Source organism: Pseudomonas sp. XP2 (genome assembly GCF_053557975.1).
The window spans coordinates 17,519-31,420 of sequence record NZ_JBNRIK010000037.1 but is presented as its reverse complement, the minus strand read 5'-3'; the positions used below and the strand labels follow the sequence as shown (position 1 = coordinate 31,420).

Below are 13,902 nucleotides of genomic sequence, written 5' to 3'. Positions count from 1 at the left end.
GTGTGCGTGCGCGCATAGGGTAGAGGACATCAACTCAACACCCCGGAGAACCCAATGCCAGACCCGTATCAGCAGGACGTCAGCCAGCTGAACCAAGCCATCACCAAGATCGGTGCGCAGATCACCGAGTTCAAAGAGGGCGTCAACACCAAGCAGGCCGAGCTCAACGCCCGCTTGCTGGAAACCGAGCAGAAGCTCGCCTCTGGCCGCCACGGCAGCGCAGCCCCAAGCGGCGGCACTGATCGCAACGTCGTCACTGCTAGCGTTCTCGAAGCAGACGGCGTAGGCGAAATGCGCAATGGTCGCCAGAAGTCCACCGGGCAAATCAATTGCGAGGTGGGCATCCGCGCGGCGATCACCAACCCGAACAAGGGCGGTGCCGATTCCACCAGCTATCCAACCGCACCACAGCGTGACGGTGCTGGCATCCGTGGCATTCCCCAGCCGCGCCTCACCTTGCTCGACGTGCTGCCAGTCATCCCGGTGACCAGCGCCACCTACGAGTTCATCCGCCTCGATGGCTACCTTAATGGTGCGGCCTACCAGAAGAAAGAAGGCGACGAGAAGGCCGAGGGTGAAGTGGCGGGTAAGCCGGTGCGCGCCGAGATCGCCACCATCGCCACCTGGATTCCAGCAAGCCTGCAGGTACTTCAGGACAATGACCAGCTCAGTGGCCAAGTGGATCTGCTGCTGGGCGTGGGGGTGCGTCAGAAGCTGGAGGCTGAACTGATCACCGGCGCTGGCGGCGATGGCGAGATCCTCGGCTTTAACGCCCAGGCCACTGACGCAGGGATCACCACCGGCCAGCCAGTTGACCGCATCGGCGCCGCGCTCACTGACCTCAAGGCCGAAGGCTGGAATCCGAACGTTATCGTGATGAACCCGCGTGACTGGTTCGCCATCGAGAGCGAGCGGGCCGAGGATGGTGATGGCCAGTATGTGATCGGCACGCCACGCGATCCCGCGCCGCCTAGCCTGTGGGGTACACCTGTTGTGGTCACCAACGGCATGCCGCAGGGCAAAGCGCTGATCCTCGACACCACCACCGCCGCGCTGCTGGACCGTCAGCAGGTAACTGTCGAGGCCAGCCGCCATGACGGTGACAACTTCCGCCGCAACCTGGTGACCATTCTGGCCGAGCTGCGCGCCGGCCTGGCGGTGTTCGCTCCTACCGCCACTCGCCTGGTGACGCTGACCGGTGCGCCGACTCCGTAAGCGCAAGCGTGGGTTAGCTGTGAGTGCCACGTAACCCATAACCGCAGCAGCCAGAGCCCTGCCTTTTCCTTGTGGGGTGATCTGGCACTGGCCCGCACTCGCGGGCCTTTTCATTCACACCGGAGAAGACCATGAGCCATACCCAACTATCCAAGCCCATTCAACGAGCGCTCAACCAGATCGCTCACAGCCGTGCCCTGCTGCGCCAGATGGAAGAGCGTGAGCGGTTGAGCAAAGAGATCGATCGCCTGTTGGCCAGCGGCCTGAGCGCAGCAGAAGCGCTGGAGCAGATTCGGTCGGCGCCGCCTTACAAAGCGCCGGACTACTGAGGGGGGGGCGGGTCGAAAGTCTGGAAGGTCCGCTGACCTAGACCGCCTCCGACCCCACGTGCAGATTTTTTCCCCCTTTAACAAAAAATGTTAAAGCGACGTTAACACCCATGCCGAACGTGCATGGGGCTGTAAGCCACGGAAACAGCGGCATAGACGGCGTTAGGGCCCTCTGGCGGATGTTAACCGGGTTAACAGCTTTAACCTCGAAAAGTTAACGCTTTAACACCGACGAGTTAAAACCTGGAGGCTAACCGCTGATGACCATTCAACCAGCTCCGTCCACCTTTCAAGAGCGTTTCGCCCGAGCCTGCGACGTGGCCACCTTCACCCTGGACAAAGGCGGCCCCTGCTATCTGCTATGGGAAGTCGAGCACGTCCAGGCCGGCCAGAGGGTCAAGCTCGATGGCGTGTTCTTCACCGAGGAGGAGGCCCGGATATCCGCCGACTTGCTGCGTGGCAGCCTGCGCGGCGCTCGCGCTTCCATGTGCAGCTATGCGCCGAACTGGAACCCTGATCCTGCCCGGGAGGCCGCCATTCACCTGGAGGCGTTGCAGTGTCGCGAGATGCTTGCCCGGCGCCTGGGCATCCACCTGGCTATGCCACAAGAGGCCGTGTAATGGCCCCAACCGTGATCGACTACGCACCAAAGACCAAGATTCGCCTGGGCGGTTTCTTGGGCAAGAAGTACGGCAAGCACCACCATTTCTTGCTCGATCGCGGTGACGCGAAGGAAGCCGCCAAAGCGTTGGACGCTAACTTTCCAGGCTTCACACGTGACCTACTTGACGCAGAGGGTCGTGGCCTGCGCTTCGCGGTCTTCAAGAACGGCAAGAACATAGGCGATGGTGAGCTAGACCTGGGCGGTGCTCGAGAGCTTTGGTTTGTGCCGGTAGTGCATGGCAGCAAACGTGCCGGGCTGTTGCAGACGATCGTTGGAATCGCGTTGATCATTGCTGGACCGTTCACGGGAGGCACCACTTACGGGCCAGGTGTCGCGTTGGTCGCTGGAGGTGTCATTCAGATGCTCAGCCCCCAGGCGAAGGGGCTGTCACAGAGCGGCGCGCCCGAGAACCTGCCTAGCTACGCCTTTGGAAGTGCCAAGAACACCACCGCTAGTGGATTACCGGTACCGATCTGCATCGGCGAGCGCCGCTGGGGTGGAGCCATCATCTCTGCATCGATCGAGGCGCAGGACAAGGCTTAAAGTGAGCCAGGATCACTTTGAATACTCCGAATTCCGGGTGTAGGGGTGTCCCCACTTTTGATGACACCCCAATTTTCACGAGAATGATTCAAGATGTTGTAAGAACCGTCGACTCGTTTCAGTTTCCGAAGCGACAGCATCTTCAGTCCTTTTCAAAATGCTTTCAGGATCTTCCCCATCTTTCATGCATATCACCATTTCCGCGACCGCAGCGAGATGCCTATCACGCTCACTTGCCTCAAAAGACTTAAGCGCCTCCGCGCTTTTGACAGGTCCAAGTCTACGAGACGCCAGAAAAATACTTTTTGCTAACAACTCCTTTTCAGACCTCTTAATTCCTGCTATCTCATCGAAAAATTCCGTAGCCCCGCTAGGAACCAACTCAACTTGCGGAGCAAGATGCAAGAGAAAGGGCGGAATCGATCTCGCGTCTGGACTTACAATCTTAATAGACCTATCTGCAGAAAACTCTAACCAAGATTTCATAATATCATTAATGTGCAGATCACCGAATCCGTAGCCAACGCAGATCAGCTCTCGGACAAAATTTATATTAGATTTAAAGTGCTTAAGCATCGACTTCGGAAGGACCTGAGAAGATTGCTCATTAAACTTTTGGGATCCAGACAGTAGGGTTCTGCGCAGAAATTGCATTTCCCCCTCAAAGTCGGCGTAGGCGATCTCGTTAAGAGCTTTGACTTTACCGCCAGGCGCATGCGGCTCTATATAAACCAGCTCTTCATTAGCGGCCCGCAGAGAATCGATGACTGCCTCAGGTGAATCGCCTTTAGGTAGAATTTTCACTAAATCAAAATTGTCATTATGGACAAATATATCAAGAGAACCGTGAAGCTTGAGCAAGTAAATCCCAGGCTCCGGTGGATTGGGGAACCGCATACATCCGTTATCCAACTCCGCTTTAGATATTGACTCAGCCAAAAGAGTACCAATTACTTCCCCTGCGGCATTCCGGCGAGGCAGTTCAACCAACTCTTCTGTAAAACCTGAATACAACCTTATAGAAAGCTTTTTGGCAATCATCTCAACAATGGAGTCGTGATTAAGGGAAAAGATCCACAGCGGTGTATTGTCTTCATATAAAGCGGATATCCCTCTGTAGAGATCTAGGCGCTCTAAAATAAATTGTGATCCATTTGCATGCTGTAGATACAGCTGCATATAGACCATCTCCACCATCCACGAGTACATCGTGTGATATCCTTCGGAGCGACCACCGCGCCGCCTCGATTGAACCTCTAAGTACCCGAGAATACTTTCATAATGCAAGTCCTCCCTCGACATAACATGTATTAATTCTTCAATAATCGAATCTGAAACCCCACCACCTTGTATTTTCCAGCCTTCATTGAAGCCGCGCAATTTCTCGGGTGTCAGCCAGTTTTTTATTTTTTGCGTCAAATCCCAAACTAGAGGCATCCCCACATCAAACGAAGCACCTGCGCCAAGAAAAAGCCCCGTAAGATGCCGACTCATAACCGCCCCCAGAAACTATCCTGTAAGCGCCTGCTCTCGCAGGCGTTATTAAAAAACCACTATAAGAATCTTAGATTCGCGCAACCTAGCAATCAGTCACGAAAAAATCTTTAATACCATGAATTCCGTAATCACTGGCATTCTTCACGGCATCTTCCAAGGTAAAGGAACAGCTCTCACAGTGCACTTCGTGAGTATAACGACGAAAGTTTACTGGCTCATCCGTTTCGTCGTCATAATCAAAGTCGGTTTCCTCATGTACAATTAGAGATTTAGCACCGCAAACAGGGCATTCAGTTACATGATTGTATTCTAACGCAGCCTCGCTCTCGGCAATTCTTTCTGCTCGTTCTCTCCGGCGCGAGCCAAAAATCGCACCAAAAGCAAACTTTTTATCAAGCTTGCTTTTATTGCCTTTTTTAATCACCGGCGGCAGTCTATTTTCATAGGCAGCCCTGCCCATCTCTTTGAGGAATGCGACTTTCCCCAAATCATAAACTTCATCTTTGAAATGTTGAACGATCTCTTCGATCGGGTCTATCCCACAAGAAAGGGCCCTGTATTTCCAATTTATTTCTTCGCCTTTGAACATAGGATGCTTTAGGGTCGCTACTACATATGGCAGCAGATAGCGACCAACAAACTCATCCAAAGCCGTATATTTCAATACATAAAGCCCTCGATGCCAAACTCTATTGCGCAGACTATTAAGCTGCATCAAAGCATCATAATACTCAAGAATAAAGCCTAGTTTATTACTACCTTTCAGCTGACCAGATTTCACCAAATCTTTGAGCCTGCTCAACGACTCCCCAAACTCAACACTAAAAAGCTTCTGCTCCTCTTCGATTGTAAGTTTCTTTTTATGCACAAGCTTATACAGTAATTCGGGAATCTTAATGACGCTATCCGCAAGCAACCGATGATCGTTCCGTAAAAAACTCTTACAGGTTAACTCTGCAAAATGTTGAAAGTGGACAATGCACTCCGCATAAGCCTCACAATAAGCAGAACGATGATTAAATATAATTTCTTCTTCTGTCGAACCGCGCTGCGCATCAAGTGCTCTAATGCGATAAGAAAAACTTTTATAAGTTGAAAAGTAGGCTTTCAACGCAAGCCGTAGAGAGATCAGGGCTAAATTTATGTTAGAACCCCCTTCCTCATCAATTTTGAAACCTTGCTCAGTTAACCTCTTGATTTCTCTTGCCGACATGAACATTTTCCTTGGCTTACATCATCAGTGAACGTAACAGTGATCCATGAGATCATTATGCCACTGCTCACAGACTTTTCTGCGCTATCGTCATGCCTCTCAAGCTAAAACTATGTGAGTAGATTTATGAGTAGGAAATAAACAAGCCAAGAAGGGAGCCTTAATTTACGGTGGATTCAGCCTCCTTTTTGAGTCTCCCTCGGGCACCAAGATCCGAAAAAAACCGACCTTACTGGTCGGTTTTTTTATGCCCGAATTTTGATCTGATGCAGAGCGTGCGGCTTGCACGGTCACGTCAGGAGCGGCACGAAATAATTGACGGCACCCTAATGACTCCGGGGCCTGTAGCCATGTCTGCATTCTATTGGCCGCAGTCATGATTAATACTTAAGCTGTCATTCGTCGGATATATGCCGAAAGCATTGCTGGCGTAATGGCACTTAGCCATAGTTGCGCTCCCATTTCTCCACGCCCTGTGTGACCCATGAAAACAATCGCGCCCTGCATGGCGGCAATGATGCTGCTCAGTGGGTGCAATGGAGTGCCAACGTCGTACGTTTCAGACCCCGTCTACAGCCAGGCTTTCGTGGTCACCTCGGGTGCGCCGCTGCCGATGTTGCTGATGGCCAGTGCCATCCAGTGGAACGAGGATTACGCAGTAACCGCCAAACACACCCCCTTCCTGCGCAACGTGGTCCACGAGGGCCTCGGCGATGTGGTGTTCTTCAAGCACAAGGCCAGCAGCGTGCCGCGCTGGCGCCAGTACGTGCCTGGGGAAGCGGTGACGGCGGTAGGTTTCAACAGCTTTATGATGCCGATGCAGGGTAAGGGCCATGCCTTGCCGTCATTGGTACGCCTTGAAGGCACGCCTGGCAGTGTCTTCTACTCGGTGCATGACGGCCCGATCACCAAGGGCATGTCGGGCGGGCCCGTGTTTGCGGATGACGGCACGGTAGTGGGCATCAACGTCGCCATCATTCCCACCAGCGAGATTGACGCCGGCAAGCGTCCCGACCTGGCCGGCAAGGACCGTATCAGTGTGTTCATGTCGTTCAGCGAAATCGACAAGGAATGGCGGCGCTATCAATACCTGCTGGCGCACAAGACAAAGCCCCAGGCACCGGCTTCGGTCAAAGGCTATGTGGCGGTGGCCGCCAAGCCTTGAGTTGACTGGCGGCTCGCATCTGCGGCTGCAAAGGGGCTTATGATGCAAGGCTGATGGCCTCTTCGCGGGTTCACCCGCGAAAAGGCCCGATCCGCCAGCGCAAGAGGGACCTGCCATGCACCTGACCCACCGCCCCATCCACCCTGACGACATCCCCGTCATCTGCAACTTCCCGCAGGGCCCGGACGAACTGTTCTACATGTTCCCCAAAGCCACCTATCCCTTCACCCCTGCCCAGCTGAGCGACGCCATAGCCCAACGCAGCGGCTCCACGGTGGTGGAAGGCAACGGTACTGTCCTGGCCTTTGCCAACTTCTACAAAGCCGAACACGGCGGCGCGTGTGCCCTTGGCAATGTGGTCGTGGCCCCTGCCGCCCGCGGCCATGGCGTAGCGCGTTACCTGGTAACCACCATGATCGACCTCGCCCGCCAGCAGTACAGCGCTCGGGAGGTCTGGGTGTCATGCTTCAATCACAACACCGCGGGCCTGCTGCTTTATCCACAGCTGGGCTTCACACCGTTCGGCATCGAGGAGCGGCAGGCGTGGGACGGCACGCGGGTAGCGTTGGTGCAGATGAAGCAAATACTGACTTAACCAAGCTGGATCAGCGGGCCATTGCATGTGGCTGAACGAGAAGGTCCACCCCCAGGGCACGAATGACCCTCAAGACAGTGTCAAAACGACGTATCCTTATGGATACACCCATTCAAGGATTGAAGCGACCTACCCTGTCGTTTTTCCGCTGAATCAGGAATTCAGGCAAATCCTCTAATTTGGTCAGACTTTTCTCTTCACGTCAGCTTCTAAATCCCTTGCAACATTCGGCACGCGAACCTTCGCCCCCCCCTCGACGTCCCATCCTCCATCACCCACGCCTTGAGGTTACCCGCGTGAAAGACATCATCACCCGCAAGTACCGCCTGGTCGTGAAGACCATCGGCTACATCGGCTGGTCGCTGTTCTGGCTGCTGATCTGGGATGTGCTGGTCACCATCGACTTCATGCTGTTTCTCAACAGCAAGTTCACTCTACCGCTTATCCCGCTGACCCTACTGGGCTCGGCGCTGGTGGTGCTGGTGAGTTTTCGCAACAGCAGCGCCTACAACCGCTGGTGGGAGGCACGCACGTTGTGGGGGGCGCTGGTGAACGGTTCGCGCAGCTTCGCCCGGCAGACGCTGACCCTGATCGACGACCCGGATGATGGCCTGAACCCGGTCAAGGCTACCCTGCTGCGCCGCCATATCGCCTACGTGAACTGCCTGGCGGCGCACTTGAAGGGGGAACGCTGCCCCGAGGAGCTGATGGCATTCATCCCGCCCGCAGAGTTCGAACGCCGCAACCGTTCAAACAACTTCGCCAATGACATTCTCGGCGGCTCGGCGGCCTTGCTGGCGCGAGAATACAAAGCCGGGCGGCTGGACAGCATTCGCCTGGCCCGGCTGGAGTCGACCCTGGTGGACCTGTCCAACGCCCAGGGTGGCATGGAGCGCATTGCCAACACACCGTTGCCCTACCCTTACGTGTATTTCCCGCGGCTGTTCATTACTTTGTTCTGCCTGATCGTGCCGGTGGGGCTGGTGGAGTCGCTGGGCTGGTTCACACCGCTGGCATCGACGGTGGTGGGGTTCATGCTGCTGGCTATCGAGCGGATCGGCACGGATTTGCAGAGCCCGTTCCGTTTCAGTGAGCACCAGATCCAGATGGATACCATTTGCGAGACGATCGAACGTAATCTGGAGTCGATGCAGCGGGAAGCGCAGTGTGCCGAGGCAGTGGATGCGTGAGGGATTTTGCTAGGTGTCAGGCCCGTACATAACGCTGGCGCACCACGTCGCTCAACACATCCACCAGCAACACCAGCACCAGCATCCCGATGATCACCGTGCTGGCCTGGGCCTCCTGGAACAGGCTCAAGGTGGTGTACAGCATCTGCCCCAAGCCACCCGCCCCGACAAACCCCAGCACACTGGCCATACGGATGTTGTTTTCCCAGCGATACAAGCTGTAGGCCAGCAACTGCGGCCACAGGTTAGGCAAGGTGCCAAAACAGAACGCCGCCACCTGGCTGCCGCCCTGCAGGCGGATAGCCGCTGCCGGCTCCGGTGGTGCGTTCTCCAGCGCCTCGGCAAACAAGCGCCCCAGGACGCCAGCGGTATGCAGCGCCAGGGCCAGGGTGCCCGCATTGGGACCGAGGCCTGCCGCCAGCACTGTCAACGCCGCCCACACCAGTTCCGGGATGGCCCGCAGGGCGTTCAGCAACAGCCGCGCCGCGCCTTGTAACGGCCAGCCGAAACGCCCCGCCGCCGGCAGCGCCAGCAGCATCCCAAGCACCATTGCCAACAAAGTCCCCAGGCCTGACATGGCCAGTGTCTCCAGTGCCCCACGCCAGACCGCCTCAAGGTGCCCGGCAGACACATCTGGCTGCAGGAAACGCCCGGCATATTCGCCCATCTGCCCCAACCCGCCGTTGCCGACCAAGGCGCGCAAGTCCAGTTCCAGGAAGGCGAACGAGGCCACTACCGCCACCGCGATGGCGCCAAGCAGCAGCAGGTTGATGGCGCGGTTCATGCCAGCCTCCAGCGCAGCAAGCGGCTGAGCAGGTCGGCCAGCATCACCAGCAGCAAGAACGTCAGCAGCATGCTCGCCACTTGCGCACCATCGAACATACGCATCGACAGGTCGATCTGTTGGCCCAGCCCGCCCGCCCCGACAAAGCCCATCACCACCGACGCCCGTACCGCACACTCCCAGCGGTACACGGTGTAAGACACCACTTCCGATGCAGCATTGGGCAGGATGCCGTAGAGAAACGCCGCCAGCCGGCCACTGCCCGCCTGCAACAAGGCATGCGCAGGGCGCTGGTCGACCGACTCGAAGATTTCGGCGTAGACCTTGCCAAGCATGCCGCTGTAGGTAATGGCGATCGCCAGTACGCCCGCCGTCGGCCCCAGCCCCACGGCGCGCACAAACAGCAGCGCCCAGACGATCTCTGGCACGCTACGCAGGAAAATCAGAAGCCCGCGCACCGGCAGGCGCAGCAGCCGCGACCAGAAGCCGGCCCGCCCGCCGCGTGAAGCGGCACGCAAAGACAACGCACGGCTGGCCAGCAAACCCGCCGGAATAGCCAACACCAACGCCAGCGCCATACCGGCAGTCGCCACGGCCAAGGTCTGCAAAGTGGCCTCATACAGTAGCGCAAGAAAATCGGCATCATGTGCCGGAGGCCAGAAGGCGCCAGTGAAACTGGCTATCTGCTGCCGGTTCTCGGCCTGCAGCAGTACCCACGGGTTCAACTCGCTCAAGCGGATGCCAGGCCACAGCACGGCCACTGCCAGCAAGGCCAGCAGCAACCGCGGCAGCAGGGCCGGGTCGCGGGTATCGGCCTTCAGCACCGCGGTATCTGCACGTTCAGGGTCGGCCCCTGGATTGGCGGCGAAACGAGTTGTTCGTTGGCGTATAGCGCTTCCAGCAATTGCTCGGTAACGGCCTGTGCCGGGCAGTCGAACACCACCTGCCCTTCGCGGATACCGATTACCCGCGGAAAATGTGCCAGCGCCAGCTCAACGGCATGCAGGCTCGCCACCAGCGTCACGCCGTTGGCCTGGGCATGGCGGTTGAGCAAGGCCAGGCTGTGGTCGGCCAGTACCGGGTCCATGGCCGACACCGGTTCATCGGTCAGCAGCACCTGCGGCCGCTGGTACAGCGCCCGGGCAATGCCCACGCGCTGCAACTGGCCACCGGACAATTGCCCACACTGCACGAACAGTTTGTCGGCCAGCCCCAGCTCCGCCAAAACCTGGCGCACGCCCGGCACATCGCCGGGGTATAGCAGGTTGAGCAAACCGCGCATCACCCCCCACTGCCCCAGGCGGCCGGCCAGTACCGCTGTCACCACCCGCTGGCGTGGTGGCAAGGGCGGCGCCTGATGCACCAGGCCAACCCGCGCCCGCAGGCGCTGGCGTGCCCGGGCCGACAACGCCCAAGGCTGCTCGCCGAGCAGTTCCAGGCGCCCGCCGCTGGGCTGGATGGCCGTGGCCATCAGGTGCAGCAAGCTGGACTTGCCCGCCCCCGACGGCCCGATGATGGCAACCCGCTCGCCCTGCTCAATGCGCAGGCTCACCGCGTCAAGCGCGCGGACCTGGCCATGGCGCAGGCTGGCACCGTGCAGATCGATGGCTACATTCGAAGCGGTCACTTGAGCAGGCCGGCCTCACGTGCAGCTTGCTCGGTGCCCACGTAGTTCTCAGGCTTGGTTTCGATGAAGCGGCTGGCGGCCTGCAGGTCCAGAATCGCCTTGTGCTCCGGGTTGGCCGGGTCGAGTTCAAGGAAGGCTTTCTTGATCTTGTCCTTCAACGCAGGGTCCATGTTGCCGCGCACGGTCCAGTTGTAGTCGAAGTAAGTCGGGGTGGTGGCGAACACCTTCACCTTGCTGGTATCCACCTTGCCGGCATCCACCAGCTTTTGCCACACACTGGCGTTGAGCACGCCACCATCTACCTTGCCAGCCTGTACCCAAGCCACGGTGGCGTCATGGGCCCCCGAGTAGGCCACGCGGCTGAAGTACGCTTCAGGCTTGATGTTGTCCTGCTTGAGCATGAAGTAGCGTGGCATCAGGCTGCCCGACGTGGACGAAATGGAACCGAAGGCAAACGACTTGCCCTTGAGGTCGGCCAGGCTCTTCACGTCGGGGTTGGCAGTAATGAACTTGGAGGTGAACTGCGCGTCCTGCTCACGCTGCACCAGCGGCGTGGCGGACGGGTCCTTCAGGTGAACCTGCACAAAGGTGAAGCCACCCAGCCAGGCCAGGTCCAGGCGGTCGGCGGCCAGCGACTCGACCACCGCCGGGTAATCGGCCACCGGTACGAACTTCACTTCCATGCCCAGCTGCTTGGCCAGGTATTCACCCAATGGCTTGAACTTGCGCTGCAGTTCGGTAGGCGCTTCGTCGGGAATGGCGCTGACCCGCAGGGTTTCAGCGGCCTGAGCGGCAACGGCACAGCAAGACAGCACGAGACCGGCGGCGAGCGCCAGGGGGCGTTTGAGCATGGGTATTCTCCGGTTCAATAGCGGGGAAATGCCGACAAATCCGCCGACAACGTGAATTATAAGAGGCAAGGGCCCAAAGGCCAGCTTTGCTACAATCGCGCGACAATTTGACCTGCTGAGGTACACATGAGCGAGCCGATTCGCCTGACCCAGTACAGCCATGGTGCCGGCTGTGGCTGCAAGATCTCCCCCAAGGTGCTGGACGTGATTCTCGCCGAAAGCGGCACCCAGGCCCTGGACCCGAAACTGTGGGTCGGCAACGCGTCGCGCGACGATGCCGCAGTGTACGCGCTCGACGATGAGCGCGGCGTGGTCTCGACAACCGACTTTTTCATGCCCATCGTCGATGACCCCTACGACTTCGGCCGCATCGCCGCCACCAACGCCATCAGCGACATCTACGCCATGGGCGGCGACCCGCTGATGGCCATCGCCATCCTCGGCTGGCCAGTCAACGTACTGCCACCGGAAGTGGCACGGGAAGTGATACGTGGCGGCCGTGCCGTGTGCGCCGAAGCCGGCATCCCGCTGGCTGGCGGCCACTCCATCGACGCGCCTGAGCCAATCTTCGGCCTGGCCGTCACCGGTGTGGTCAGCAAGCGCCACCTCAAGCGCAACGACACCGCCACTGCCGGCTGCCAGCTGTACCTGACCAAGCCACTGGGCATCGGCATCCTCACCACTGCCGAGAAAAAGGCCAAGCTGCGCGAACAAGACCAGGGCCTGGCCCGCGACTGGATGTGCACCCTCAACACCCCCGGCAGCCGCTTCGGCAAGCTCGACGGGGTCATGGCCATGACCGACGTGACCGGCTTCGGCCTGCTCGGCCACCTGGTCGAGCTGGCCGAAGGCAGCGGCCTTACCGCGCACCTGGACTACGCCGCTGTACCACGCCTGCCCAGTGTCGACCACTACCTGGCGGAGGGCTGCATCCCCGGTGGAACCCTGCGCAACTACGACAGCTACGGGCACAAGATCGGCACCCTCACTGATGACCAGAAGCACCTGCTGTGCGACCCGCAGACCAGCGGTGGCCTCCTGGTGGCCGTTACCCCGGAGGGTGAAGCCGGGTTCCTCACCGTGGCGGCCGAACTGGGCCTGCAACTGTCGCCAATCGGCAAGCTGGTCGAGCGACAGAGCCACGCGGTCGAGGTGATCTGATGCGCCCCGACTGCACCGACTTCCGTCAGCTGTTCCTCGACGATGTGCCGATGATGGACATGCGCGCCCCCGTGGAATTCGCCAAAGGCGCCTTCCCGGGCGTGGTCAACCTGCCATTGATGAACGACCAGGAGCGGCAGAAGGTCGGCACCTGCTTCAAACAGCAGGGCCAGGCCGCCGCCATCGCCCTGGGTCACCAACTGGTCAGCGGCGCCACCAAGCAGGCACGGATGGACGCTTGGGTGGCGTTCGCCCAGGCACACCCGCAAGGCTACCTGTACTGCTTCCGGGGCGGCCTGCGTTCGCAGATCGTGCAGGGTTGGCTGCGCGATGAGGCAGGCATCCAGTACCCGCGTGTCAAAGGTGGCTACAAGGCCATGCGCACCTTCCTGCTGGAGACTACCCAGCAGGCGGTGGCGCAATGCGATTTTGTGCTGGTGGGCGGTTTGACCGGTACCGGCAAGACCGATGTGCTGCACCAGCTGGACAACGTGCTCGACCTGGAAGGCCATGCCAACCATCGCGGTTCCAGCTTCGGCAAACGCGCCACTGCACAACCGGCACAGATCGATTTCGAAAACCAGCTGGCCATCGATGTGCTTAAAAAGCGCGCCCGCGGCTGCGAGCAGTTCGTGCTGGAAGATGAAGGCCGCATTGTCGGCAGCTGCACGGTGCCACTGGAGTTGTACCAGGGCATGCAGCAATACCCGCTGGTGTGGCTGGAAGACAACTTCGCCAACCGCGTGGAGCGCATCTTGCGCGACTATGTGGTCAACCTGAGTGCCGAGTTTATCGCCGTGCATGGCGAAGAGGATGGCCGCCGGTTGTTTGCCGAGCGCATGCTGCAAAGCATGGCCAACATCTACAAGCGCTTGGGTGGGGAGCGCTATCAGCGGCTTTCGGAGATCCTGCGCCTCGCCCTTGAAGAGCAACAGCGCAGCGGCGCAGTGGACCTGCACCGGGGCTGGATCGAAGGCTTGCTGAACGAGTATTACGACCCGATGTATGCCTACCAGCGTGCGGCCAAGGCAGAGCGTATCGAGTTTGCCGGGGATGCGGTGGAAGTGC

Annotated in this window: 15 protein-coding genes; 9 read left to right on the top strand and 6 right to left on the bottom strand. The window is 58.7% G+C overall.

Annotated features, from left to right (window positions below):
- The first annotated feature begins 54 nt into the window (after positions 1–54).
- From ACK1VC_RS26845 to ACK1VC_RS26830, 4 genes are all read left to right on the top strand, one after another.
- The gene (locus ACK1VC_RS26845; protein WP_191087284.1) at positions 55–1,215 is read left to right on the top strand and encodes a phage major capsid protein; all 1,161 of its coding nucleotides are present in this window, start codon (positions 55–57) and stop codon (positions 1,213–1,215) included.
- Positions 1,216–1,346: 131 nt separating this feature from the next.
- Positions 1,347–1,544: a hypothetical protein gene (locus ACK1VC_RS26840; protein ID WP_191087283.1), complete on the top strand. Its 198-nt coding sequence runs from the start codon at positions 1,347–1,349 to the stop codon at positions 1,542–1,544.
- 260 nt (positions 1,545–1,804) lie between these two features.
- Entirely contained in the window at positions 1,805–2,164 is a 360-nt protein-coding gene (locus tag ACK1VC_RS26835; protein WP_191087282.1) for a hypothetical protein, read from the top strand.
- Positions 2,164–2,751 carry a tail assembly protein gene (locus ACK1VC_RS26830; RefSeq protein ID WP_197884344.1) on the top strand — a complete coding sequence of 196 codons (588 nt, stop codon included), beginning with the start codon at positions 2,164–2,166 and terminating at the stop codon, positions 2,749–2,751. Before ACK1VC_RS26835 ends, ACK1VC_RS26830 begins: the two co-directional genes overlap by 1 nt.
- A gap of 75 nt (positions 2,752–2,826) precedes the next feature.
- On the opposite strand, the gene ACK1VC_RS26825 is transcribed toward ACK1VC_RS26830, so the two are convergent.
- The gene (locus ACK1VC_RS26825) at positions 2,827–4,245 is read right to left on the bottom strand and encodes a hypothetical protein (RefSeq protein WP_191087280.1); all 1,419 of its coding nucleotides are present in this window, start codon (positions 4,243–4,245) and stop codon (positions 2,827–2,829) included.
- An 85-nt stretch (positions 4,246–4,330) separates the two neighbouring features.
- Complete coding sequence (locus ACK1VC_RS26820; protein WP_197884345.1) at positions 4,331–5,461, bottom strand: hypothetical protein; 1,131 nt, start codon at positions 5,459–5,461, stop codon at positions 4,331–4,333.
- 517 nt (positions 5,462–5,978) lie between these two features.
- Here ACK1VC_RS26820 and ACK1VC_RS26815 point away from each other — a divergent pair.
- The 3 genes from ACK1VC_RS26815 (at position 5,979) to ACK1VC_RS26805 (ending at position 8,411) form a co-directional block, all read left to right on the top strand.
- Positions 5,979–6,626 carry a trypsin-like peptidase domain-containing protein gene (locus ACK1VC_RS26815; RefSeq protein WP_060517701.1) on the top strand — a complete coding sequence of 216 codons (648 nt, stop codon included), beginning with the start codon at positions 5,979–5,981 and terminating at the stop codon, positions 6,624–6,626.
- Positions 6,627–6,741: 115 nt separating this feature from the next.
- Positions 6,742–7,221, top strand: a complete 480-nt coding sequence (locus tag ACK1VC_RS26810; protein WP_060517644.1) for a GNAT family N-acetyltransferase — start codon at positions 6,742–6,744, stop codon at positions 7,219–7,221.
- A gap of 296 nt (positions 7,222–7,517) precedes the next feature.
- Positions 7,518–8,411, top strand: a complete 894-nt coding sequence (locus ACK1VC_RS26805; protein ID WP_016484959.1) for a bestrophin family protein — start codon at positions 7,518–7,520, stop codon at positions 8,409–8,411.
- 16 nt (positions 8,412–8,427) lie between these two features.
- Here ACK1VC_RS26805 and phnE read toward each other — a convergent pair whose 3' ends face one another.
- Genes phnE through ACK1VC_RS26785 form a run of 4 tightly spaced genes read right to left on the bottom strand, consistent with a single transcriptional unit; the run spans position 8,428 to position 11,673 of the window.
- Positions 8,428–9,195, bottom strand: a complete 768-nt coding sequence (gene phnE / locus ACK1VC_RS26800) for a phosphonate ABC transporter, permease protein PhnE (protein WP_060517648.1) — start codon at positions 9,193–9,195, stop codon at positions 8,428–8,430.
- On the bottom strand, positions 9,192–10,019 hold the full coding sequence (locus ACK1VC_RS26795; RefSeq protein ID WP_060517650.1) for a PhnE/PtxC family ABC transporter permease: 828 nt from the start codon (positions 10,017–10,019) through the stop codon (positions 9,192–9,194). Before ACK1VC_RS26795 ends, phnE begins: the two co-directional genes overlap by 4 nt.
- On the bottom strand, positions 10,013–10,822 hold the full coding sequence (locus ACK1VC_RS26790) for a phosphonate ABC transporter ATP-binding protein (protein WP_191087277.1): 810 nt from the start codon (positions 10,820–10,822) through the stop codon (positions 10,013–10,015). Before ACK1VC_RS26790 ends, ACK1VC_RS26795 begins: the two co-directional genes overlap by 7 nt.
- Positions 10,819–11,673: a putative selenate ABC transporter substrate-binding protein gene (locus ACK1VC_RS26785; RefSeq protein ID WP_023047736.1), complete on the bottom strand. Its 855-nt coding sequence runs from the start codon at positions 11,671–11,673 to the stop codon at positions 10,819–10,821. Before ACK1VC_RS26785 ends, ACK1VC_RS26790 begins: the two co-directional genes overlap by 4 nt.
- Positions 11,674–11,799: 126 nt before the next feature.
- Here ACK1VC_RS26785 and selD point away from each other — a divergent pair, with 126 nt between their 5' ends.
- Entirely contained in the window at positions 11,800–12,834 is a 1,035-nt protein-coding gene (gene selD / locus ACK1VC_RS26780) for a selenide, water dikinase SelD (RefSeq protein WP_016484954.1), read from the top strand.
- Positions 12,834–13,902 (top strand): tRNA 2-selenouridine(34) synthase MnmH (gene mnmH, locus ACK1VC_RS26775; protein WP_449118152.1); only part of this gene is annotated, 1,069 nt, incomplete at its 3' end. The genes selD and mnmH, both read left to right, overlap by 1 nt.

Excerpts from the sequence above, each read along its gene's own strand:
- ACK1VC_RS26845 (WP_191087284.1), top strand. The coding sequence starts at position 55 with ATGCCAGACCCGTATCAGCAGGACGTCAGCCAGCTGAACCAAGCCATC.
- ACK1VC_RS26840 (WP_191087283.1), top strand. The coding sequence starts at position 1,347 with ATGAGCCATACCCAACTATCCAAGCCCATTCAACGAGCGCTCAACCAG.
- ACK1VC_RS26835 (WP_191087282.1), top strand. The coding sequence starts at position 1,805 with ATGACCATTCAACCAGCTCCGTCCACCTTTCAAGAGCGTTTCGCCCGA.
- ACK1VC_RS26830 (WP_197884344.1), top strand. The coding sequence starts at position 2,164 with ATGGCCCCAACCGTGATCGACTACGCACCAAAGACCAAGATTCGCCTG.
- ACK1VC_RS26825 (WP_191087280.1), bottom strand. The coding sequence starts at position 4,245 with ATGAGTCGGCATCTTACGGGGCTTTTTCTTGGCGCAGGTGCTTCGTTT.
- ACK1VC_RS26820 (WP_197884345.1), bottom strand. The coding sequence starts at position 5,461 with ATGTCGGCAAGAGAAATCAAGAGGTTAACTGAGCAAGGTTTCAAAATT.
- ACK1VC_RS26815 (WP_060517701.1), top strand. The coding sequence starts at position 5,979 with ATGCTGCTCAGTGGGTGCAATGGAGTGCCAACGTCGTACGTTTCAGAC.
- ACK1VC_RS26810 (WP_060517644.1), top strand. The coding sequence starts at position 6,742 with ATGCACCTGACCCACCGCCCCATCCACCCTGACGACATCCCCGTCATC.
- phnE (WP_060517648.1), bottom strand. The coding sequence starts at position 9,195 with ATGAACCGCGCCATCAACCTGCTGCTGCTTGGCGCCATCGCGGTGGCG.
- ACK1VC_RS26785 (WP_023047736.1), bottom strand. The coding sequence starts at position 11,673 with ATGCTCAAACGCCCCCTGGCGCTCGCCGCCGGTCTCGTGCTGTCTTGC.
- selD (WP_016484954.1), top strand. The coding sequence starts at position 11,800 with ATGAGCGAGCCGATTCGCCTGACCCAGTACAGCCATGGTGCCGGCTGT.